The 24,450-nt window shown below is 35.3% G+C and carries 17 protein-coding genes; 12 read left to right on the top strand and 5 right to left on the bottom strand.

The features are described 5' to 3' along the window. The first annotated feature begins 35 nt into the window (after nt 1–35). The 8 genes from BXY64_RS11460 (at nt 36) to BXY64_RS11425 (ending at nt 13,389) form a co-directional block, all read left to right on the top strand. Nucleotides 36–2,012 carry an FISUMP domain-containing protein gene (locus BXY64_RS11460; protein ID WP_120240122.1) on the top strand — a complete coding sequence of 659 codons (1,977 nt, stop codon included), beginning with the start codon at nt 36–38 and terminating at the stop codon, nt 2,010–2,012. A gap of 174 nt (nt 2,013–2,186) precedes the next feature. After that, nucleotides 2,187–2,564 (top strand): hypothetical protein, encoded by a 378-nt coding sequence (locus tag BXY64_RS11455; RefSeq protein ID WP_120240120.1) that lies wholly within the window; start codon nt 2,187–2,189, stop codon nt 2,562–2,564. Between the two features lie 1,542 nt (nt 2,565–4,106). Beyond that, nucleotides 4,107–4,730 (top strand): hypothetical protein, encoded by a 624-nt coding sequence (locus BXY64_RS11450; RefSeq protein WP_120240118.1) that lies wholly within the window; start codon nt 4,107–4,109, stop codon nt 4,728–4,730. A 231-nt stretch (nt 4,731–4,961) separates the two neighbouring features. After that, a complete protein-coding gene (locus tag BXY64_RS11445; RefSeq protein ID WP_120240116.1) occupies nt 4,962–5,513 on the top strand; it encodes an RNA polymerase sigma factor in 552 nt (183 codons plus the stop codon). Nucleotides 5,514–5,955: 442 nt separating this feature from the next. Then, nucleotides 5,956–7,143 carry a FecR family protein gene (locus BXY64_RS11440; protein ID WP_170150638.1) on the top strand — a complete coding sequence of 396 codons (1,188 nt, stop codon included), beginning with the start codon at nt 5,956–5,958 and terminating at the stop codon, nt 7,141–7,143. 193 nt (nt 7,144–7,336) lie between these two features. Continuing rightward, nucleotides 7,337–10,591 (top strand): SusC/RagA family TonB-linked outer membrane protein, encoded by a 3,255-nt coding sequence (locus BXY64_RS11435; RefSeq protein WP_211334481.1) that lies wholly within the window; start codon nt 7,337–7,339, stop codon nt 10,589–10,591. A gap of 12 nt (nt 10,592–10,603) precedes the next feature. Continuing rightward, nucleotides 10,604–12,049 (top strand): RagB/SusD family nutrient uptake outer membrane protein, encoded by a 1,446-nt coding sequence (locus BXY64_RS11430; protein ID WP_120240111.1) that lies wholly within the window; start codon nt 10,604–10,606, stop codon nt 12,047–12,049. Nucleotides 12,050–12,201: 152 nt separating this feature from the next. Continuing rightward, nucleotides 12,202–13,389 (top strand): thioredoxin family protein, encoded by a 1,188-nt coding sequence (locus BXY64_RS11425; RefSeq protein ID WP_120240109.1) that lies wholly within the window; start codon nt 12,202–12,204, stop codon nt 13,387–13,389. 207 nt (nt 13,390–13,596) lie between these two features. Here BXY64_RS11425 and BXY64_RS11420 read toward each other — a convergent pair whose 3' ends face one another. Genes BXY64_RS11420 through BXY64_RS11400 form a run of 5 tightly spaced genes read right to left on the bottom strand, consistent with a single transcriptional unit; the run spans nt 13,597 to nt 18,118 of the window. After that, nucleotides 13,597–15,195, bottom strand: coding sequence for a DUF6029 family protein (locus BXY64_RS11420; protein WP_120240107.1), 1,599 nt, complete (start codon nt 15,193–15,195; stop codon nt 13,597–13,599). A gap of 11 nt (nt 15,196–15,206) precedes the next feature. Further along, complete coding sequence (locus BXY64_RS11415; RefSeq protein WP_120240105.1) at nt 15,207–15,704, bottom strand: TlpA family protein disulfide reductase; 498 nt, start codon at nt 15,702–15,704, stop codon at nt 15,207–15,209. 53 nt (nt 15,705–15,757) lie between these two features. Continuing rightward, the gene (locus BXY64_RS11410; RefSeq protein WP_120240103.1) at nt 15,758–16,630 is read right to left on the bottom strand and encodes an Omp28-related outer membrane protein; all 873 of its coding nucleotides are present in this window, start codon (nt 16,628–16,630) and stop codon (nt 15,758–15,760) included. A gap of 33 nt (nt 16,631–16,663) precedes the next feature. Further along, nucleotides 16,664–17,083 (bottom strand): DUF6438 domain-containing protein, encoded by a 420-nt coding sequence (locus tag BXY64_RS11405; RefSeq protein ID WP_120240101.1) that lies wholly within the window; start codon nt 17,081–17,083, stop codon nt 16,664–16,666. 57 nt (nt 17,084–17,140) lie between these two features. Next, on the bottom strand, nt 17,141–18,118 hold the full coding sequence (locus tag BXY64_RS11400; protein ID WP_120240099.1) for a zinc-binding metallopeptidase: 978 nt from the start codon (nt 18,116–18,118) through the stop codon (nt 17,141–17,143). A gap of 92 nt (nt 18,119–18,210) precedes the next feature. Between BXY64_RS11400 and BXY64_RS11395 the strand changes: the two genes are divergently transcribed. The 4 genes from BXY64_RS11395 to BXY64_RS11380 all read left to right on the top strand — a co-directional run bounded on the left by BXY64_RS11395 (nt 18,211) and on the right by BXY64_RS11380 (nt 24,146). Beyond that, a complete protein-coding gene (locus BXY64_RS11395; protein ID WP_120240097.1) occupies nt 18,211–18,711 on the top strand; it encodes an RNA polymerase sigma factor in 501 nt (166 codons plus the stop codon). 45 nt (nt 18,712–18,756) lie between these two features. Further along, nucleotides 18,757–19,659 carry a FecR family protein gene (locus BXY64_RS11390; protein ID WP_120240096.1) on the top strand — a complete coding sequence of 301 codons (903 nt, stop codon included), beginning with the start codon at nt 18,757–18,759 and terminating at the stop codon, nt 19,657–19,659. After that, on the top strand, nt 19,660–22,227 hold the full coding sequence (locus BXY64_RS11385) for a TonB-dependent receptor (RefSeq protein WP_120240094.1): 2,568 nt from the start codon (nt 19,660–19,662) through the stop codon (nt 22,225–22,227). A gap of 335 nt (nt 22,228–22,562) precedes the next feature. Continuing rightward, nucleotides 22,563–24,146: a DUF4369 domain-containing protein gene (locus BXY64_RS11380; protein ID WP_120240092.1), complete on the top strand. Its 1,584-nt coding sequence runs from the start codon at nt 22,563–22,565 to the stop codon at nt 24,144–24,146. The last annotated feature ends 304 nt before the right edge of the window (nt 24,147–24,450 follow it).

Below are 24,450 nucleotides of genomic sequence, written 5' to 3'. Positions count from 1 at the left end.
TACACCTTGCTCTAACCCTTTAAAATATATTAACAATGAAAAATTTTTTTAAAATTGCACTCATCTCTTTGGGGCTTTTATCAATGTTTTCGTGCGAGGATGATGATGAAAACAGTTTGCCATCAGCAGCGAAATTAACGACTCCTGTTAATGAGGCTAAAGATATGGAAGTAAAACCTGCTTTCAATTGGGAGAAAAGCCTTGATCCGGACAACGACATGGTAAAATATGATTTGTATGTTTCGGAAACAAAGGAGTTTATAGCTGATGATAAAGTAGCAAAAGGCATTTCGGAAAATACATTTACTCTTAAAACAGCCTTAAAGCCACATACTGAATATTTTTGGAAAGTGGTTGCCGACGATGATAATGGAGGTAGCGCTGAATCGGAAGTTTGGTCATTCACAACCAAAAACTCTGCACCAACAGTTTCAGGTCTGGAATTTCCATTAAACGAAGCTGTGGATGTTGAGAAGAACATCACAATGAAATGGACAGCAGAAGATTTGGATGGAGATGAATTGAAGTACAATATCTACCTTGGAAAATCTGAAGAATTAACTGAAAGTGATATTGTTGCAAAAGATATTACAGCAACAGAGTATGCTGTAGAGTTGGATGGACATACTCAGTATTTCTGGAAAGTGGTTGTAGTAGATACTGAAGGCGAAAGTGTAGCCAGTGATGTAGCAAGCTTTACTACCTTGAACTCATTGCCATCAAAAGTTGATCTTAAAACTCCTGCAAATGAGCATACCGGTGTTGTTAAGACAGTTAAAATTAGCTGGTCGGAAGCAACTGATGCTGATAATGATGCCGTAACTTATACCATTTACTACGGAACCAATAAGGAAATCAATGAGAATTTCCCATACAAGAAAGATTTGACAGTAACTGAGTTTACTTTAAATAACCTTAGAGGAAATGCAACTTACTTCTGGAAGATTGTTGCTGTAGATAGTGAAGGTGGAAAAACATCAAGTGATGTATTCTCATTTAGCACCGACAACACACCTCCAACAGCTGCAGTTTTAAACGATGAAATTACAGAATCGATTAAGGATGACAAGTTGAATGTAGAGCTATCGTGGGAGGCTTCAACCGATCCTGACAAGAAAAAAGATAGTGAAGGAAAATTGCAGCCTGAAAAATTGGTTTACGACCTTTACGTAAGCACAGATGATTCTTTTGATGCTGCAGATTTAAAGCAGGCAGATATTGAAGAATTGACGTTTGTTGTGGAAGGTTTGGAGTTCGAGACTGCTTACTACGCAATGCTTAAAACCAAGGATGAAACTGGTGCAGTTGTAGAAAGTAATGTAATTAACTTCACAACCAGAGGCAGCGAAACAGGTATTGCTGAAGGTACATGGACCGATACAAGAGATGGTAAGGTTTATAAGACAGTAACCATTAATGGCAAGACCTGGTTGGCTGAGAACTATGCATACCTTCCTTTCTTTGTAGATCCTGATAACGATGAGAACAAATGTTCGGTTTATGGATTGCCAATTGTTGCTGGATTCGGACAAAGCGATTTTGTTATGCCAACAGTAGCAGAAGCTAAGGCTCACGAAAACTACGGCAAGTATGGTGTAATGTACAGTGCATACTATCTTGATGATGTTGCTCCTGAAGGATGGCACGTAGCAACCGACGAGGAGTGGAAAGAGCTGGAAAGATTTAGTGGTATGGATGAGAATGATGTTGATTATACAGGATACCGCGGAAACACAACTCACAAGTTCTTAAGTACTACCTGGAATAGCACACCTGAAGCAACAAACGAATTGAAATTTAACGCCCTTCCTGGTGGATACAATAAAACTGTTGAAGACAAAGGTGAAGGTTCATATACTTATTTCTGGACCAACTCTTACAAGACAAATATTTTTACTGGAGGTAAGTCGTACTGGAACAGAGCACTTTCAGGTTCAAAAGCTGGTGTAAACAGAGGAAGTACCAAACCAAGTACATACAGAATGTACATTCGTCTTGTAAAAGACAATTAGAAAGTATTTTATTCAGTTTCCTCACTAGAGGATAATATATTAGTTAGTGGCTCAGTAAACTGTGTCTTCAGGTATTGAAGGCACAGTTTTTTTGTTTCAAGTAGAGGAAGAAATTCTTTCTCTTTTGAGTTGATTAGCTTTAAATTAATATTTAATCTTCCATGAAAGGATGATATGAGTTGGAAAAATAAATTGAAAATTGTGTTCATTGGAGGAGGACTACTGACTCTTCTAATTTTAAACTTAGTAATGGAACCAATGGAGCCATATGAGAAATATTTTGAAAGCCATTTCTCTCTTGGAAGGACAAAGTTTGATGTTTATGGTATTGTTGAGGATAAATATGTTGATTCTGTTTTTCGCCTTAATCCAACCTTTGTTTTGAAGGATTCTAATGATGATTTATATAAGTTTTATTTTCATTCTAATGATTATGAGTTTTATGATTTTATAGAGATAGGAGATACAATCATTAGTGAAAAGAATAGCATTAAAGCTGAGGTGCGAAATAATGAGAAGAACAGGTTGTTTAATTTTCCGATATATAGATAATTGATTAGTAGTAATATCCCGCTTTAAAATTAACGCCCCTCCAATGTAACATTGGAGGGGCGTTTTTTGTTACAGTTTTGCTGCTTGTTCTTTTATTTTGGTTTTCGGAAACTCCACCTATTTTACAGCCTCTTTCAAGCTTAAGCAGGTCTAAACTTTATAAATATCTATTTATCTCGGTACTGTAATCTAATATTATCCATATTCATTTTGGACCAATTATTTACCATTGCAAACTAGTTACTTTTGTTTGTTAATTGATCTTTTTTAGTGACTAAAGCGAAAAAACATGACGTTTTGTTCTAAAATGAAATCAATTTTTAAGCTCATAAAAATAGAAGTTGACTGAAAAATGATTAACAATAAAATAGTTCAAATGAAACTTCGCGGAAATTAGGGCAAGAGTATTTGTATACCTTATATATGTATAGAGGGCAAGTTTTAGGGGGGTGCAAAAACAGTTTTGAGAGTAAGAATTACAAGAAAGCCCGAAATTAAAGGGTTTGAGAGTGATTCTCACATTATTTTGGTGAATTCTCACACTTAAAAATGCTCAGATTAGAGTGTGAGACTCATTCTCACATGTGTGAGAGTGAGTCTCACACGTGAAAATCCTCAGTTCAGCTATTTTTTGACGATTCTCACATTTGAAAATTGCGATTTTCATGTTCAAAGTGGGTATTTATATGTTTTTTGATGATTCTCACATTTGAAAATCGTCAGAATATAGTGTGAGAATTGCTCTCACATGTTTTTTGTGGACATTTTCACCCGAAAATTGCCACAAAACACTCCAAAAAATCACTCTCACAGTTCAAGAAATGACCACATAAGGAAATAATTGAGCCTGATATTCTTAAGATGAATTAACATAAATTGGATCTTATCTTAGAATGTAAAATTTTTTTTTGATGGATTGAATGAGTGAAATGATTTTGTGATGATAAGTTATATCAATGAAAAGTTTTGAGGCTGTCTTGTACTGTTTGTAAGGAATTGGAGTGCTATTCTTTTTTTGAAAATATCTTGTTGTTTTATGTTTCTGTTTGAGAAAATGAATGTTTTCGAATTTGAAAAATGAGATTCTCAAATTTCCGCATTTCTTCTAGTAGTCATAAAAATGTATTATCAATTGTATAGAATGGTTGATAAAAGGAAGGAGAGTAAATCATAATAATTGAATGAAATTTTTTGTTGATTTGTGATTATTTTTTTGTGCTTCTCTTTTAACTTTAATAATGAAAAGTTTATTCTCGTTGAATTGATGGAATTGGATTGGTTGTTATATTCTTGAATCGTTCTGGCTTTTCGCAAAACCAATTCTCTTCTTAGTAAGTTGTGCTAACAATAAGAATTGTAGCTCATTGCAATTTGGTTCAACCATTGGGATGGAAGTTTTTTCCGTTCTGAATATGTAAATCGATATAAATTTTTAGAGATTTATTTTATACGATGGATTTTAAGGGGGTAAGCTCAAAAAAGAAATGACTAATCTAAATGGTTTATGATCTTGCCCCAATGTTGAATTAATATCTTACAGTTATGACTATACTTAAAAAACGGCACGACTTTATCGCAGGGCCTGAGAATATTTATGTTGATAAAGCCGCTGTCTACAAAAAGAAACTTCCACTCTATAAAGACATTTTAGGTTTAACAGATGAGGAAATTGCTGCGGATATTGCAATTATGGATGATGTTATTGCAAAAAAAGAGGCCAAAGATATTGCAGTAGCCAATGCCAGTGCAAAAATTGAGGAACTCAATGAGTCCAGAGGTGTATTGACTCCTTATATGCGTGACAGAAGAGTTGAACTAATGGCTAAGCCCAATTATACCAAGGCAATTGGTGTCGATTTGGGAATTGAAATTACCTATACCAATCAGGATACCGCAGATATGAAGCCGGAAGTAAAAGTGAAAATGCAAGGTGGATATCCAACCATTAGGATTTCAAAACAAGGAACTGATGGAGTTCGCATTTACAGTCGAATTAATGGGGAAGGCCATTTTAAGTATTTGGATACCTGCAATGGATCCAAATACATCGATGTTCGCGCGAAGAGAGATGAGCAGTCTTATGAGTTAAGAGAATATACCTTCTTTTACATTGTTAAGGATACCAAAGTTGGGAAGGAATCGAATGTTTACAAGCTCAGCTTTTAAGGGTAAGACTGATTGATAGAAATTGAAAAAGGCTAACTCGTTTGTTTGAGTTGGCCTTTCTTTTTTACTTCACAACATATCCAATGAGATGTTATCCTGACTTAGGTATCCCTGAAAATGTAGTAATTTAAGTTTATCATATATAAAGATTGAATTGGTATTTTTGAATTTTCTCCACTCCGTAGGCTTTTTGTATTTTCCACAAGCTTTTTTACTTTTACCACGGTTAATATGGAGCAATACGAACAAGATATCATTCAAAAATTCAAGAATGGAGATCAAACAGGTCTTCGCATGTTGTTCGATTTGTATTATACACCCCTTTGTGTATTTGCCTATAAATATTTCGATTCCTACGAGAAAGCAGAAGACATTGTGCAGGAAGCTTTCATTACCCTATGGGAGAAAAATAGAATGATTAATTTTACTGGTTCTATTAAATCTTACCTTTTTAGTATTGTTCGCAACAATTCCATCAATCAGATAAAAAAAGATCAAAAATTTCGATTCGAAGAAATGGAGAATAAGGCCTACAATATCATCGAAGACAACTACGAAAGTCAGCAATTGGAAGAAAGAAAAGAAAGCCTATATAAAGAGATTGCTCTTTTGCCCGCCCAATGCAAAGCCGTTTTTGAAGCCATAGCTTTCGAGAAAATGAAATATGCCGAAGTTGCTGAAGATATGGACATATCCATCAATACAGTAAAAACACATTACTCCAGAGCTTTAAAGCAGTTGCGAAGTAATTTGGATGTATTGGTGATGATCTTGCTACCTTGATCAGTTTTCAGTTATCAACTGTACATTCTAAGTTTGCAGTCATCCCGAAGAATTGAGGGATCTCATGCTTAAAAATAATGCTTTCCCAAAATTAACCGAATACTCCGGTGCGCTGCACCTTACATCAAAATTGAACCTCTTGCTATAAATACTGCGCCACACTGTGGCTTGTTTTGAGTTTAAAATAAAGGTGCATAGCACCGAAGCATTTGCAGATTGCAAGCATGTGGAAACCAAAGGTGCAGTGCACCGTGGTATTGCTTATCGGAAACGCCGCAGATATCATTCAGCTTCAAGCTACTCTTCCCTTTAATTATTCATTATTAATTACTCATTGCTAATTACCCTTTGTTCACTACCTTAAAAGATATTTTTAAAAAAGTTGAAAAAACTTGTCACCCGTTTTCAAAAAACACACTTATAGCTATAAACAATGGGGAAAATGAACATTTCGCAAGAACATATTATAGAACTAATTCAAGAATATCAACAAGGGAGAATTTCTGAAGAGGGATTTCAGAAACTTCAGAAGTGGCTGAAAGAAGATGAGGCCAATGCTGATGAGTTTGCCCAATACCTGGCTCTTTTTAAAGAGAGTGGAGCTTTGAGCAATTTGGATCAAATTCAAAAAGAAGATGCATGGTTGAACATTAGCAAATCTCTGTCGAAGCCTGAAAAGAAATCGAAAGTAAGAAGATTACATACTTGGTTGCCTTATGCTGCAGCAGTTGTGGTTTTATTTACAGTTGGCTATTTCATGATTGAGCAGGTAAGAACTGATTATGATTTTGGAAAGGATTATAATTTTGCGGAAATATCGAGCATTGGTTCAAAAAAGGCTGTACTTACGCTTGAAAATGGACAAAAAGTGAACCTTGAGGAAAATGACAAGGAGTTGATTACTGAGGCAGATGGAACTTTGATTCAAAAGAATGCTGACAGCGAATTGATATATGATAATGCTTCTTCCGCTAAAGACAGAGTGATTTACAATCAAATTGAAATTCCAAGAGGAGGAGAGTATTCGCTGGTATTAGCCGATGGAACAAAAGTGTGGTTGAATTCGGAATCGAGCCTTAGATATCCTGTGCAGTTTGTGGGAAACAAAAGGAAAGTGGAATTAACTGGAGAAGCTTATTTCGAAGTAAGTCATAATCCAGATATGCCATTTATTATAGCATCGCACGATACCGAAATAAAGGTGCTGGGAACAAGTTTTAATGTATCAGCTTACCATGATGAGGAGCACATTTCAACTACTTTGGTTGAGGGTAGTGTAGAGCTAAGCTGTTTGGGGAATAAGGAGTTGTTGAAGCCAGGATTTCAGGCAACTGTAAAAAAAGGAGACAATCGATTTAAGGTAGAAAGGGTAAATACTAATTTGTATACCTCCTGGAAAGATGGAGTGTTCCGTTATAAAGATCAGTCATTGGAAGAAATTTGCCATCAGTTAAGCCGATGGTACAATGTTGAATTCTTCTTTACCGATCACAGATATCGTGAGTACCGATTTACGGGTGCAGCCAAGAAAAACAAAAGCTTGAACTTTACACTCGAAATGATAGAAAAGATGGCAGATGTACAGTTTGCCATTAAAGATGATAAAATTATTGTAGGGAAACCTGAATAAAGATATTGTGCTTTTGTGGCGGCCACCCCAAAGCACATAAAAAAAACAGGAAATGCGGCCACATTCCCTGTTTTACAAATAACAAACCATTGAGAATTGTGTCAATGGTAGTATTAATCTAGACCATAAAGTTATGAAAAAAAACCTTATGTGGAGGTGTATGTCACCTACCATTCGAAAAACCCTGCTTGTTATGAAGCTAAGTTTTATTTTAATTCTTGTTGGCAGCTTGCAGCTTTCTGCATCTGTTCTTCTCGGACAACAAGTTAGTGTTCAGGCTAAAACATCATTGGTTGATGTGTTGGAAGATCTGAATAATCAAACTGGTACTTATTTCATGTACAATGTAAATGAAATAGATGATGAGATTGAAGTTCAGCTGGATATGGAAGATGCCAGTCTGGAAGAAGTGTTGAATGAAATTTGTCAGCAAGCACCGGTAAAGTACGAAATTGTTGAGGATTTTGTAATCATTACCAAACAGGATCCTGTTCCCGTTATAGAGGAAGTGCAGGAAAAGAAAGAACTAAAAGGAAGAGTAACCGATAAATATGGGGAGCCTTTACCGGGTGTATCTGTTGTAATTAAGGGGAGCACAACGGGTGTTGCTACCGACATTAATGGGAACTATACTTTGGAATTGGAAGATAAAAATGCAGTATTGATTTTCTCTTTTGTTGGAATGTTGCCACAAGAAATTAAGTATACTGGACAAGTTGTGCAAGATATTACTTTAACCGCAGATACAGAGCAAATGGAAGAAGTTGTTGTTGTAGGGTATGGAACAACAGCAGTTAGAGATTTTACAGGTTCGGTAGCTCGTGTTTCTGAGAAAGAGTTGGAAATGAAAAACGTTCCGTCTTCTATTTCTTTGTTGCAGAATATGGCTGCAGGGGTAATGGTAAGTGGAAACACAGGACGTCCGGGTGAAACGGTAAGAGTAAGAGTTCGTGGTGCTACTTCCCTTACTGGTAGTAATGAGCCATTGTACGTGATTGATGGTGTACCTACAGATGATGCGGAGATTTTAAATTCCATTCCTCCGTCTGATATAGCTTCGGTTGATGTGTTGAAAGATGCTTCTGCTTCAGCTATTTACGGATCAAGGGCTGCAAATGGTGTGTTGATGATCACTACCAAAAGAGGTAGATTGAATGAGAAAGCTAAATTTTCTGTATCCTACAATTACTCTACGGATTCTCAGATTAAAAATTTTTCGATGCTTAACGGAGATGAGTTCCGTTCTTTTTTAACTGATTTGGCCAACCAAACATTGGTAGTAGATCCGGGAAACAGAACGGCAGAGAACATTCTTGATCCGGATGGTGGATATGTTGGTGACGCAGACACCGATTGGTTTGATTTGGTAAAACAAACAGCAAACAGACAGAATGTAGACCTGTCAGTGCGCGGAGGAAGTAAGGATATCTCTTATTTTATTTCCGGTTCTTTAATGGATCACAAGGGGATGGTGGTTCATGATGATCTGACAAGATATTCAGGTCGTGTGAATTTGGATATTGATATCAATCCTAAATTTAAGATCGGGACAAGAATCAACTTGTCTTACACAGATCAGAGCCGATCTGGTACCTCTATGTTCTCAGCTCAGGGACATCGTCCTGATTTACCTGTATATGGTGAGGATGGAGTTTCTTATTACGATGTGAATCCAGTAGCAGAATCAAACGAGATCAACAACTCAGATGAATACAGGCTATCCGGTAATCTTTACGGAGAACTAACAGTATTGAAAGACCTGAAGTTTAAAACCAGTTTCTCGGTGAATCAATACATGAATTACAATTATCAATTTTCACCAAGTTATTTGAGCTGGTACAATGAAGCATCGGCAAGCAAGGCTGAAAGCAGAGGTTTTAATACTGTGCTTGATAATACTTTGAGCTATGCAAAAACATTTAATGAAGTTCATGATATTGATTTTGTTGGTGGTGTTTCTTACGAGGATTCTGAAAGCCAGTCTGGTTATCTTGCAAAGAGCGGTTTTGCAATGGATGAGATCTATACGAATGTTTCTGCAGGAACTGAGTTTGATCGTTCATCAGATAGTAAGAGAGGAAGGTCTCTGTTTTCTTCATTTGCTCGTTTAAATTACAAGTATAAGGATAAGTATCTTTTCACTGTTACTGCTCGTTACGATGGTTCTTCTATGTTTGGAAAGAACAATCGTTACGGATTCTTTCCATCGGGAGCAATTGCCTGGAGAATTAACAAAGAGGAGTTTTTAAATGATCTTGACTTTATAAATGACCTAAAATTAAAGGTGTCAGCTGGTAAGACCGGTATTCAGAATTTAGATAGTTATTCTAACAGAGATTTGTACAGGGCTACCAAATATAACGATCAGCCTGGTATTGAGCATTCACAGATTGGTAACAAAGACATCCAATGGGAGCTTTCAACTCAATACGATGCTGGATTGGATTTTGCATTGTTCAATTATCGATTGACAGGATCCATAGGCTATTACAGAAAAGATACGGAAGACTTGATTCGTGAGTTTTCTTTCCCATCGAGTATGGCTGTTAACGATATGTATTACAATATTGGTAGTGTAAGAAATCAGGGATTTGAATTCAATATCAAAGCAAAGCTTATTGACAGGAAGGATTTTGTGTTGGATTTGGGACTAAACCTGGCAACCAATAAGAATGAGATTCGAAAACTGGAAGAAGAGGGGGCAGTAGAGAATTCTAGTGGAACCATTGTTCAGGGAACAGGATCACAGGTGTTGGCAGTTGGACATGCCATGGGTTCTTTCTTTGGATATGAATACAATGGTATCATTCAAAATCAGGATAGAATTGATGAGTTGAATGCAAATGCAGTAGACAATGGACACTCTTCCTATTATGGAACATTATACCCAGGTAATCTTGAATTAACAGATTTAAACGGTGATGGGAAGGTAGATAGTAAAGACAAGACCATTATCGGAAATCCTGATCCTGATTTGTTTGGAGGAATGTATGCCAACATGAAATACAAGCGTTTGTCATTAACAGCTAATTTTGGTTTTCAGATTGGAGGCTTGAAGTATTATGGTAAAACACTACAGAATGTGCCAAGCCAATTGGCCGGACTGGTTGATTATAACCTTTACAATCGTTGGTCACCAGAGAATACTGATGCTAATATTCCGGCAATTTATCTGGGACAGGGAGTTCCTGCATTGACTAAAATGAGTTTACATGATGCTTCTTATTTTAGATTACAGGACTTGAGGATTTCGTATGATATACCAGAGATTAAAGGTTTACCGATAAGTGGACAAGTCTATGTGTCGGGAACGAATGTATTCACAATTACTTCCTATCCGGGAACCGACCCGGCAACTGTTAACGCTTATGGTAATTTTGGAGGAAATTATGAAACCAGTTATCCTGGAATTAGAACTTATTCAGTTGGATTGAAGTTAAACTTATAAAAAGCAAATTCTATGAAACGATATATAAATATACTACTAATCAGTATTTTGCTGTTTGGTTGTTCAACAGATGATTTTTTAGAAAAGTTACCTCCGTATGAGGCTGATTTGGATGGAGCCATCACCAATGCTAATACAGTAGAATTGGCATTAATTGGTGTATATGCAAATTTATCTGCAGATGCCTATTATTCAAGAGATATAATGGTTGAAGGTAGTTTTAAAGCAGGTACCATGAGAAAACCGGAATGGTGGACAAGAGGAAATGCTGTTTGGTATTATGAACGCTACTGGCCGGTATTGTATGGTAATGGAGGTAATGAGTGGTCATTTGATTATGGATTAATAAAGAATGCCAATTTTTTGTTGTCTGCTATTGAAGGAATTGATGATTTTGAAGGAAACAGAAAAGAAGAAATTGTTGGAGAATTACATTTCTTAAAAGCCTTGGCCTACGAGCGATTACTATTACGATTTACACAGCATTGGGATATGAACAGTAAGTTGGGTTTAATTATTCGTAACGAATTGCCGTCAATTGAAAATGTGAAGAAAGACCGATCTACGGTTGCTGAGAGTTATGAAATGATCTTGGAAGAGTTGGAGATTGCAATAGATAAATGTCCTGAATATTCAGAATGTTCGCAAGCTTCAAAAGTAGCTGCCAAAGCTTTAAAAGCAAGAGTGCTTTTTCAGATGGAAAGATATTCCGACTGTATAAACATGGCAAATGAAGTATTGGCTCATACAGAAAATGCATTAGCACCTGATTATTCTACAATTTTCTCTGATTGGGAAAGTACTGGCGAAATACTTTTTGGTAGAGTATTTGGAGATTCAGATGCTTCCAGTCTTGAAACGCGAATTACCTCTTTTAGTTCTGGAAAATGGGGACCATCATCAAACTATATCAGTTTATTGGGAGATGATCCAAGGTACAATGCAATTATTGGTGATACTGTAGTGGTTGATTATCGTTACGGATCATCGGGAACGGTTTATAAAAATCCAACCGTTAAAAAGCTTGTTAATTCATCCAATAATTTGCCATTAATGTATTTGCGTACAGCAGAAATTTATTTAATGAAAGCCGAGGCTATCTATCGTAGTGGAGGTTCTTATGAAGATGCTTACGCACCAATTGCAGCAATTAGAGCTCGTGCTGGGGCCAATCCTGTTCCTCATGCAACTCAAGAGGAAATAGAAACAGCCATTTGTAATGAGTGGTTAATCGAAATGTCATTTGAAAACTGGCATGAATATTTCGCTTTAAGACGTTTTGGAGCAGAAAAATTGTTGGAAAGAAATGATATTCTAAGAGAATCATTAGATAAAGCCATTGCGCAGGGAAGCGATGCTGAAGCGCAATACCGTCAGCGTATTGAAGATTTCAGAATTTCTTCAATTCCATCCAGTGAAACGAATGGTAATCCGGTAGAGCAAAATCCTGGTTATTAAGAATTCAAACAGTTATAAGGTATGCAGTTTAAGTAGAGTACTGCATACCTTATCCTTATTTTAGACTGGAGATGGACTGTATTTATTAGTTAATTTCCTGGTGGAGATATTGCTAAAAATAGGGAGAATCATTGCAATAAAACAGAGAGATAATGGTGAAAATAAAAATATTGCAAATATCCTTGATGCTATTTGTAAGTACTAGTTTATTTGCTGAAAAAACAGATGGAATTGAGTTTTTTCATGGCAATTGGGAAGAGGCCAAGATAAAAGCACAAAAAGAAGATAAATTACTGTTCATAGATTTTTACACTCAATGGTGCGGACCGTGTTTGAATATGGCTAAAACGGTGTTTGTATTGCCCGAAGTGGGGGAATTCTACAATCGTAAATTTGTTTGTCTGAAGATAGATGCAGAAACAGGAGAAGGTAAGTTGCTGGCAAAGAAATATGCAGTTAGATCTTACCCAACTTATGCATTTGTTAATCCGGTAAACGAAAAAATTGTGCACAGAAGTGGAGGAAGAAAATCTTCAGAGGAATTTATTACCGTGGGAAAAGCAGCCTTGCAACCTCAAACAACATCGGAGTACATCCTATCGCAATATGATGAGGGGAATAGAGATCAGGATTTTATGATTTCTTACGTAAGGTATATGTCATCAATTTACAAAAGGGATGCGCTTAGGGCAGGTTTCGATGAAATCATTAAAAATGGTGGAAAATTAACCGAACTTGTTATATGGAAACTGTATAATGATTGCATTTCAGGATATGACAATCCATATTTGAAGGAGGTTTCCGATAATTACAACAAGTTTGTTGAACTATTCGGGAAAGAAGAGGTAGATAAGAAATTGGCAAAAGAAACACAATATTGCAGTGCAGAAGTAATGAGCACCTTATGTGATTTTGAAGGAAAAGAGTTTAATATTCGATTGAAGAAAATCTCTGATAACATTTATTTCAAAAAAGACTATACGCAGGCTATAAAATCGATTGATGCATTGTTAGTCGATTCCACGCTTAACAAACAAAAGGTGATTGATCGATTAAAGTTCATGGTAAGGCTTAACAAACGTTACGGAACAGATTATCCTGATGAGTGGTTTTACAAGTGTGTAGAGTATTTGCGTTATATTGCATATAATGATACAACAAGGGATGATGTCAGAATACATTACGATTATGCATTGGCTCTGGAAATGATGCTTGAGAGAAGCGCCAAAACTGGGGTAGAGGTTCCTGAAAATTTCAAAGCAGCTCCTGAGCTTGGCAAAAAGGAATACTCAAGTCGTCCTTTAGAGTTAAAGATGAAGCCGAAGTATCGAAAAAGATAGATACATAACAAAAGGAGCAAGCCGCTTGTGGCTTGCTCCTTTTTTATTTTGAAAAGACTTTAGATTACTAGAATTACTTTTTTATAATCTCAATCATTTTATCCAATTACAATTTTACCTATCACAAAGGAAAGAAGGGTTTGATTTGTTCTTTTATTTCCTTTATTCAATCTCTTTGCCTTTCAGAAGAAAGTATAAGAAGTAATACTAGAATTTTTTGCTCAAGCTAAAACTTAAACCACTCGCCGCAGGAACCATTCTACAAACTCCTCCAACACAAAGCAATCCGGCTTTTTGTCTGCCATAGCTAACGGAAAAGCGAGTTGAATTCTTTACATAGCTGCCTCCAAAATTGATGTAATGGATCTTTGTTTTTCCTGAATTGTACATGTCTGAAAAAAAGAAAGACCAACGGCTGCCAATATTATATTCCAGGCTACCAGCAATCCAGTCTTTCATATCTTGTCTGGTATTTAAATACTGAATTTCGCCACGAAGAGCTTTTCCTTTTTTGAACTTGTATAACAGGTCTGCGACAAATACTTTTGCCTGCACGATACCCTTGTTGTCGCCTTCAATAATTCCTTTGTTGTATTCAAGATTCATAAAAGTGAAGTATGATTTTATACGCCTGGACCACTTCTTTTGGATTTCCACATTAAAATCGCGGTATAATTTAGCTCCATCGAGGCTTAAAAAATCACTGCTGCTATAAAATACACCATCAACTAATGTTCCATCTAGCTTATTGTAGTGGGAATAGTTAAAAGAGATTCGTGTTCCGTACTTTCCGCCTAAAGCAGTTTTCTTTTTAATCGTGTATACAAGGTCAATTTGTCCTCCTATTTCGCCCATCGCCTGGGTAGAGTATGGATACAAATTGGGCAGACTATACTTGTGTTGCTTAGTATTGGCGGGTAAGTAGTTAATGAATAATTCGTTGTCAACAGCATTTCTTTCCGACCTGAATGTCATATTCTCCAACCTTCGAAATGAAGCATTAATACCTAGTCCATTTTGAGTGTAGCTATAATTAGTCAGTAAGGCGCTCCCTTCCGGAATAATCTGAGATGGGAGAGAACTACCATCTTTTCCCTTGTTAACGTATTCAATTTGAAAAGCACTATTCCCGCTTGTAAAATCTACCCTGGCAGACCACGCATTTACACTCTTGGGATAGTTTTCTAAAGGTCCTGTGTACTCCTGATACCTGTTTATGTATCCACCTCCAAGAATAAACACAGTGTTCCCTTCGATGTTTAATCCCTCTAATATATTTACCTCGCCATCAATGCCTCTTATTTTGCCATCTCCAGTATCAAAATATTTGCGCTGTTTACCATACACGGCTTTTAAACTCATATATTTGGTTGGGCGAAATTTAATACTAACACCTTCCAAGGCATTGTTTAAGCCTAATTGCCTGTCTTCCCAAGCCCTGAAAAGGAGTCCACTTCCAAACTGTTCGTAGAAATTACCAACCGTAATGGCTAAATTTTTATCTTCATAGGAAACATATTTGTGAACGATTCCTTCATCTTCCAGCTTGTAGCTGTATCCTAATAAGGGTGGAAAATATGCCTCGTATTGAATGCCTGCCCGAAAATTTCCATATGAATAATTTAGGTTCAGATAATTATTGGATCCAAATTTATCTTTAGGTGCCTTAGCACCAATTTTACTATCGTCTCGATATATCTGATTGTTACTTTCTATGCTTCCCGATAAGCGACCTTTTTCCTGCGCAAATAAATCACCATAACAAAAGCTGAAAAGTAGCGTTAGGATAATGAATACTTTTTTCATCCGATAAAGTGTTAATGATTATTTACTAAGTGACGAACCTGAGTGATCACTTCCTCTTCACTTCCTGGATTATAGGTTGAATGTTCCCATACAACTTCACCTTTTCCATTCAAAACTAGGGTGTGAGGAACATTAACAATATTTAATGCCCTCTTAAAATCCTGATTAGGATCAAGATAAACTTCAAAGGGCCAGTCATTGCCCAATACCATACTTTTAACCCTTGCATTTGTTCTTGCATCATCAATGGATATTGCAATTATTTTCACCTCGGTTTCTTCAACCCAATCTTCATACTCATCGTTAAAGGCCGATAATTCGCTCAAGCAGGGTTTGCACCATGTTGCCCAAAAGCTAATAATCATTGGCTTACCATCATTGCTCAAGTCTGAGGTTAGGACCTCTTTCCCATGTAAGCTTTTGAGTGTAACATTCGGTAGTTTTTTTTGTGATTGTACCCCTAATGAAACTGTGAGTGCAAGTAGGAGAGTGATAAGTTTTTCTTTCATATTCAAAAATGTATTTATACTAAGTGGATGAATGATATTATTTCAATATTGGACTAATCGAAATCTTTGTTAGAACCAACTTTTGCCATTTGCACATTTAATACATTGTTGCCATCTTTTTCAACAACAAAAGCGATGATATAGCAATTCTCAGACTTGTATCCATCTAGTTTAAACTCGAAATCAGCTTGGCAAACTTTACCTTTTTTGGTGTACTCTTCAGGTACAATATCTCCAAAAATGTCAGTGGCTGATTTCCGAAGTACATTTACATGCTGAAAGTTTTCAATAACTTCTCCCTTTTGGTAAAATGGCGAGTCCTTGTCCTCGTTATAATAGTTTTTTTGAGCAGCAACAACTTTATCTTCAACTAATAAAATTGCATAGTTAATGCTTTTGGATAGGTTTGAATTAAACCCAATTTTAAGCTTTCCCTTCACCTGGTCACCTGTTAAGGAAGATTGAATTGCAATACCCGTTGATGAAGTCTGCGATAACTTTTTCTGCAATGGGGTGTAAGACTCTGACCATACCGTTGATCGGTTCAACATGGCAGTTGGGAAACCACCAATATTAAACTTCTTCATCAGACTCTCCACTTTTGAGAATCCCATTTCTTTATCGTCATGAACTCCTATGCCGATAATTTTATTATTCTTTTTCATAGCCTCTTCTATGGCATGACCTACCCTTGGACAATAACCACACCAGGTAGCGGTGTAATCTTCTAACAATATTTTTGTACTAAAAGAGCTTGGAGCAGCTTCCTTACTTAGGCTTACGTTTGGATTTTTCCTTGTATTGGAAGAATCGGGATTAGAAGGGGTTATATCTTCAGTTTCTCCTTTGCCACATGATGTAGCACTTAAAATTACTGTTAGCAATAAGTAAAACGACCAGGATTTAATAGTTTTTGTACTTTTCATATGATGATATTTTGATTTTACTTGTGAGTACTCTTAATTCTCAAATACTATCTTTTCAAGATATTCGTTGATTTGTTTCAGTTCTTTTGGAATGTCCTGGTTGTGGAATTCCATTTTTCTATGATCAAACCTAAAGACAGTAACAGGAAGATCTCTGATTCTTTTGAATTTTTTAGAGCTACTGTTTTGAGTGTGAATGACTTGCAGTGGATTGTTAATTTTCTTTAGCTGTTGGATGTTAGCGTTGAAAGTGAATTTTCCTTTTTTCTCGACATGATCTATGCCTACAAATAACACCTTGCCATTTTCATAGAGATACAGGTCATAAACAGGACATTTACCCAAACATCTTTTTTTTGTTATTTGTAAAAGAAGTCCATTGTTGTTTTTTTGTGAACTACAGGAAAAAGACACAACCAATACCGTTATAACAATTCCTAGTATTGCTTTCATACTTTGAATGATTGTTGTGCTTGTTTCCTTTTTAAAAGAAACAAGCACAAGTGAAAATTACCTTCTGATATTGTGTGATTTTGTTGGATCTCCTATCTTATTGGCTTGTTTCCAGGATCCTGGCTCTGGCAACATCAATCTTCGACTCTTCGTTCTTGATTTGGTATTGTTTCTAATGAAGTTTCGTAGTTCAACAAGTTCATCGTGTTCATATAAAAGAAGAATTTTCTTTTCTGCAATGGTCTTACCTTCTGGTTTGTTTTCCTGAGTAATGAAAGTGGCGAATACTTCAGCAATGTCTTCACCAGGATTTGTTGAAGCATATTTGGTTACGAAACGATCTTTATATTTTTCATAGAACTTATTTTGAGCTTCTTCATTATCGCTTGCCTTTTCAAATTCACTGTAAATGTCGGCCCAAAAGTTTTTATACAATTTATAGATGTATGAGTTGGAACGTGCACATCCTTCTCCTGTAAAATATGTCTGGCAGTTTTCTTTAGATATGCTTGCGTCAATTTGAGATTTATTGAGGGTTAAAATGTGGCCGAACTCATGAATGATTGTATAGGCAAACTCTCCACCACTGTTAAATCCTCCTTCGTAAGCAAAATCAATTGCTAGTCCCATTTTCCATTTCGATAAATCACTACTTGTTTCAACAACAAAACCAGCAGTCCCACTTTCTTCTCCTGCAAAAATCAGAAATTCACTCATCATGACTCTATATTTTGGAGGGACTATTTTTAGCACTAAATCCCACATTTCATAATGTTTCTTGGTGTCTTTTTGCAGTTCTAAATGGTTTCCTGTAACGGTGTAATCCTTGAGTTTTTTTAGTTTAGATTCAGTTATTTCATAAAGGGTTAACTCGCCTTCTGATCCTTCATTATTCTGATCCTTATCCTCATTGTTATTTTTTTCTTCCTTTTTTGGTTCATCAGGAATTAGGTCATCGTCTTTGCTACATGATATGATTGTTGTTGTAAGTATGCATAATAACACTACCCATTTTAAAATTGAAATTGCTCTCATAACTGTTTGCTTTAATTAATATATTTGTTTTAGTTTGTCAGTGAAACAGTTTGATTTTAGATTACCCTACCCAAGGATTAATTTTTTTTATAATGTCTATTTGTGAATCCAATACTTTTAAAAGAGTCTTCGATAAGTATTCTGAAACAATCAGGAATTTTATTTATTACAAGTGTGGAGATTTGGAAAAAGCAGAAGATTTAACTCAAGAAGCCTTCATAAAACTTTGGAACAATTGTGCTAAAGTGTTACTCGATAAAGCAAAATCATTTCTTTTTACGGTTGCGAATAATTTGTTCTTAAATGATTATGCGCATGAAAAAGTCATTTTACAGCATCGAAAATTGATAACTATTGATCAGAATACCGAAACTCCACAGTTTATAATAGAGGAAGAGGAGTTCAAACAAAAGCTCAAAAATGCAATAGCAAATTTGACATCCGCACAAAGGGAAGTTTTTCTATTGAATAGAATCGATAAAAAAACATACAAGGAGATTGCTGTGATTGTTGGAATCTCTGAAAAGGCTGTTGAAAAAAGAATGCACAATGCATTGGTGAATCTAAGAAAAGAAATAAAAAATCATATTTAAGGTAGGTTAAAAGCGTAACATCCTGTTATAATAGAAAAAGATGTGATGGAAGACAATAAGAAAGACAATACATTTTTAGCACGCTGGATAGATGGGAAATTGAACCCTAAGGAACTTGCTGATTTTGAAAAGTCGGATGAATATCATGAATATAAAAAGATTGCTGAAGCATCTGATAGCCTGGTAATGCCAAAGTATGATAAGGAGAAGGCTTACAGGAAATTACTTGGTGAAATTAAATCAGCAAGAAAAACAAAACAGCTTGTGCCAAGTTGGTTGACTGGGCTAGCAGCATCTGTTTTAATAATTTTCGGCATATACTTTATGTTCCGATCGACAACTGTAACTACCGATTCTGGAGAAACCCTGGTTCACATTTTACCTGATAGCTCCGAAGTTGTCTTAAATTCTAAATCTAAGATTACATACAATAAAAGAAGTTGGGATAAACAGCGAAGTATAAAACTTGAAGGGGAAGCTTTTTTTAAAGTAAGGAGAGGGGCTAAATTTGAAGTCCTTAGTAACGAAAATACAGTTCAGGTTTTAGGTACCGAGTTTAATATTCGATCTTATAATAACTTTTTTGAGGTCACATGTTTTAAAGGTAAAGTAAAAGCAATGGCTGAAGGTGGTCAGGCGATACTTCTGCCTGGTCAAGCTTTTCGATCAATTCATTCAAGAATAGAAGAATATACTTTTGAGAAAGAAATCCCTGATTGGATAAATGGCGAAAGTAGTTTTGTTAGAGTTCCTATCTTGCATGTTATTAGGGCGCTTGAAGATAACTACAAGCTTACCATAGAGTATGGAAATATTGATTTATCTCAGGAATTTACAGGGAGCTTTAGTTTGACAGATTTAAATTTGGCACTGGAAACGGTGTTTTCAGCTATGAATATTACTTATAGTATGAAAGACAGTAATACTATTATTTTGTCAGGTAAATAGATGAAAAGAATTTTGCCACTCTTGTTGTGTGTGATTCATTTTTCCACTTTTGCACAGGGAAAGAAAATTGATATCGTATTTGAAAACGTAGGTTTTACTCAAGTTCTAATGCATCTGGAAAAAGAGTTTGATCTGAAATTTTCTTACAATGTTCAATTGGTGGAAAATAAGAAGATTACAATTAGTGGGCGAAAGCTTGATAAAAATGAAGTGTTTCGAATTATTGAGCAGCAAGTACCGATTGTCTTCAAAAAAATTAGTAAGCGTTACTACATAGTTAAGCAGAAACCAATTACAGATTTCACAATTTCTGTTTCGGGATATGTTAAAGTTAAGGGAAGCGGGGAAAGTTTGCCTGGAGCCGAAGTGATTGAGCGGACCAAATACATTGGAACAAGTACCGACACAAGTGGTTATTTTAAATTGGATAATTTACATGTTTGGGATACGGTTCAGATCCGCTATCTCGGTTTTGTAACTCGCCTGATTCCTGTAAAAGAGTTTTCTGAGAATTTGCTTATTCTTATGGAGGAAGATGTGCATAGCTTGGGTGAAGTGTTTGTGTGCGAATATCTTACCAGTGGTATTGGGCGAAGTGAAAATGGTTCGTTTTCTATAAAGCCTAAAATATTGGGTATTCTGCCAGGTTTAACTGAGCCCGATGTATTTGAAAGTTTACAAATGCTACCTGGCATTCAAAGCCCTAATGAAAATGCTTCTGGATTGCACATTAGAGGAGGATCTCCTGATCAGAATTTAATACTTTGGGATGGGATTAAAGTATATCATAGTGGACATTTATTTGGAGCGATATCTGCTATTAATCCATATGTGACTAATGAAATACAAGTTTTAAAAAGTGGAGTCAATGCACGTTTTGGAAATTGTATTTCCGGAGTTATTGATTTGGACTCTGGAAAGGATATTCCTCAGAAAGTAGAAGGAGGATTTGGTTTTAATATGACTCATTCGGATCTTTTTCTAAAAACTCCACTTGCTAATAAAAAGTTAGGTGTTGTAGTGTCCTTTAGACGGTCATATAATGATATACTTGGTACATTTACAGAGAGAAGTTTAACCAAAAAAACTTTTCAGGATACTCGAAAAATGTACAATGAGGATGGCTCTGATAATGTGCCCTTAACCAATGATGTGTCTTTTTATTATACTGACTTTAGTATAAAAACAATTGCCCAATTGTCGTCCAGGGATCAATTGACCTTTAGTAACCTAACTTTGCAAAACAAGTTAAATTACAAAACAAACGATACTATCCTTGATGATTCATCGAAAGATTACTTAAAAATTACTAACCTGGGTTTTCATGTAACATGGCAAAGGAAATGGTCTGAAAGGTTTAATCATCAATTAAAACTGAGCAGTTCTAAATATGACTTTGATTATAATGGAGGACTTCGTTTTGAAGGTGAACAGTATGCGAGTACATTAAAAAAGAACAATATTAAGGATGTAAATGCTGAGTTATTTTCTAATTATAAAATATCAAATGAGCAGAATTTATTCTTTGGATATCAATATGGATATTACAATACATCTTTTCATATAATTGCTAATGAATACCTGTATCCCGAAAATTCTTATAATATTTCTGATGAAACTTATGACCATATACACTCCTTTTTTATAGAATATCAAATTAATAAATCTGAAAAGTTTTTCTTTAATGGGGGAGTTCGATTAAATCACCTTAATAAAAGAGGAGAGTTGTTTTTGGAGCCCCGATTACATGCAGAGCTTACTCTTTCTCGAGACTTAAGATTTAAATTATCGGGAGATATTAAAAATCAATCCATAAGTCAGATCATTGAATATGATACTTCAGATTTTGGTTTGGAGAATCAGTTATGGACTTTGTCAGATGGAGATGTGTACCCTTTTCTTCGAAGCAAACAAATTAGTGTCGGGCTGATTTACAATCGTAATGGGTGGCAGTTTGATATAGAGTCCTATTACAAAAAGGTGAAAGGCTTAACTTCGTTAACAAGAGGCTTCTCTAATGATTATAACAATTTTTCATACGGTGAAAATGCAATTTATGGTCTCGATTTTTTAGTGAAAAAGAGGATAAGAAATTATAGAACATGGCTAAGTTACTCTATAGCCAAATCCGATTTTAAGTTTCCTGATATCAAAGGTGAAAATTGGTTTCCAGGAAATTTCGATATTAGGCATAACCTTACAATAGCCAATACTTACCGCTATCAAAACTTTGAATTTTCTTTGGGATGGAGGTTTCATACAGGAAAGCCGTATTCGAAATTCGAATTAAATCAGTCGGGTATTGAATCTAATCAAATCAATAATAAAAAGTTGTCGGCCTACCATAGACTGGATTTTTCTTCGACATATGAGTTCAGCTTTTCAAAATCAAATCAGTCCAAGGCAAAAATTGGATTTTCTTTGTTAAATATCTACAACAGAAAAAATGTATTGAATACTTCTTATTTTATTATTGGAAATCCTGATTCTTCTGATGAAAAGCTGGTAGAAAATAAGACCATCTCACTTAGGTTTACTCCAAATTTCTCTTTCCGATATAGTTTTTAAATCCAGTAGTACATTAGTATTGGTTGTATAAGAAGAGAGTATCTGAAGAATAGATTTCTTGTATTTGATTCGAGGAACTATGGAACTCAGTTTTATGCTTTAATTCCGGGTACAGCTTACTTGTATCAATTAGGTTAAAATGTTTCCCCGATTATTTGTAATCTATATGAATAAGCCGTGTTTTCCCATTAAAATTCATCTTATGGTTCATAAAGGTTGTTTTGTTAGTGTATCAAGGAAATTTTGAGATTGTTCAATATTTAAAAGAAATAAATATTTGGCTTAATATCAGATAAATTCAAGAGACATTAAATAATCATACAAAAATCAGAAAAATGAGTTTAAGACTAAAACTTTCAGTAATGTGTTTGCTGATGATTGGTATCCTTGTAGGATGCGGAACAAAAAAGCAGGAAGAATCGAAATTTGCTTTAACTGGCAAAATAGAGGGAGTTGTAAATAGTAAGGCAGTTTTGATTAGTCATTTTGAAACAGGTGTTGTTCAGGATACTGTTGAAGTTAAAGAAGGGGCATTTACATTTAAAGGAAATTATGCAGAACCAACACATGCATATTTAACCATTGAGGGGGTTGATAATTTGCTATCCTTATATGTGGAAAATGGTAATATGATCGTAACAGGAACGGCAAAGGATTTTCGTCATTCAAAAGTTACAGGAGGTAAAACCCAAGATGATATTAATGCTTACAATGAGCAAAAACAAGCTGTTTTAGAAAAGTACAAACCTATAATTTCTGAGTACTATAATAAGGAGACAACAAAAGAGAGAAAGGAAGAATTAGAAGGAAAACTGGAAAGTAGAAAAGTTGAAATTGAAGGGTTCGATTCAAAATTTATTAAGGAAAATCCTACATCCAATTACTCTGCAATACTAATAAGTTATCAAATATCAGGTAAAAAGGCTACTGAGGTAGACAAGATTTTAAGTGGCTTAGATCCACAATTACAGAAAAATCCATTAATCGTTAAACTTAAAGCGAAAAACGATGAAATGAAATCGCTTGAAGTGGGTATGGATAAATTAATGGCCAATGCAAGCAATGTATCCTATAAAGTTGATACCAAATTTAAAGGTGCTGATTACGGAAATGTTGTTTATTTAGGTGTGTTAACAAACAATAACATTTGTGTTTTGCAAAAAGATGGAAGCATTAAAATAGTAAAACCAAATGGTAGCGAGGTAAGAAACTTGAAACCTGAATTTGAAGGAGCTGCTTCAGCTATAGCAGTAGGTGAGTCGAACACAATATACTTGTTGGCTACACTACAGAAAAAAGTTCGTAAAAAGTACAGGGGAAAATCATACGATAGAATGGTTGCCGTTGGAGTAGAGTGTACTGTATTAAACGACAAAGGCGAAGAGATTAATAAATATCGTTTAGAAGGACTAAAAACAGCTACCGGAGCAAGAGTATGCGATGGTACTTTAATGGTTGCTGACTGTCAAAATAAAAACATTGTAATGTTTGATGCAAAAAATGGTAAGAAAACGGCTTCGCTTGAAAGATTGAGAACATGCTGTGGAATTTTGGATTTTTCGGTGAATAAGAAAAAAGAAATATTAGTTGCCAACCTGGGAGCATTTAGAGTGGAAGGATTCAATTTTGAAGGCAAACAATTATTGGCATTTGGACAACGTGGAAAAGAACTAAACGATTTTCATGGATGTTGTAATCCTGTAAGTGTAAATAGTCTTTCGAACGGTGCCATTGTAACTGTAGAGAAAGATCCTACAAGAATAAAGATTTATAGCAAAGAAGGAGCAAAACAAATTGAGGGAATAGAAGAGTTGGTAACAGGATGTACATACATTCCTATGACTGTTGACGCTAATGATAATTTGTATTTGGCATCACAAAAAAAAGGTATTGTGAAATGTGTGTCGGTAAAATCTTGAGAGATTAGTTGGTTTAATTTGTGATTGGATAGGAGTGAGCACTTTAGATAGTGTTTGCTCCTTTTCAATATTATAAGGTTTGAGAGAAATTAAAATTATTTAATTGATTTTTGTAGTGACAGTTTCAATGTTTATAAATAATAATAGGTTTGTTTTTTATCATCACCTTCGGGTTAATTGGCCATTGCTAAGTTTTCCTTTCATCCTTTTGGTAAGTATTTTTTCTACTTATTTATTTGATATTCGATTTAACTGGCAAATTTGATTTGTTGGAATCAATTTCTATTTTTGAATCCGAAGAACC

Origin of the sequence: Marinifilum flexuosum (assembly GCF_003610555.1) — a bacterium.
GTDB classification, from domain to species: Bacteria; Bacteroidota; Bacteroidia; order Bacteroidales; family Marinifilaceae; genus Marinifilum; species Marinifilum flexuosum.
This window is presented reverse-complemented; position numbering and strand designations above follow the sequence as displayed.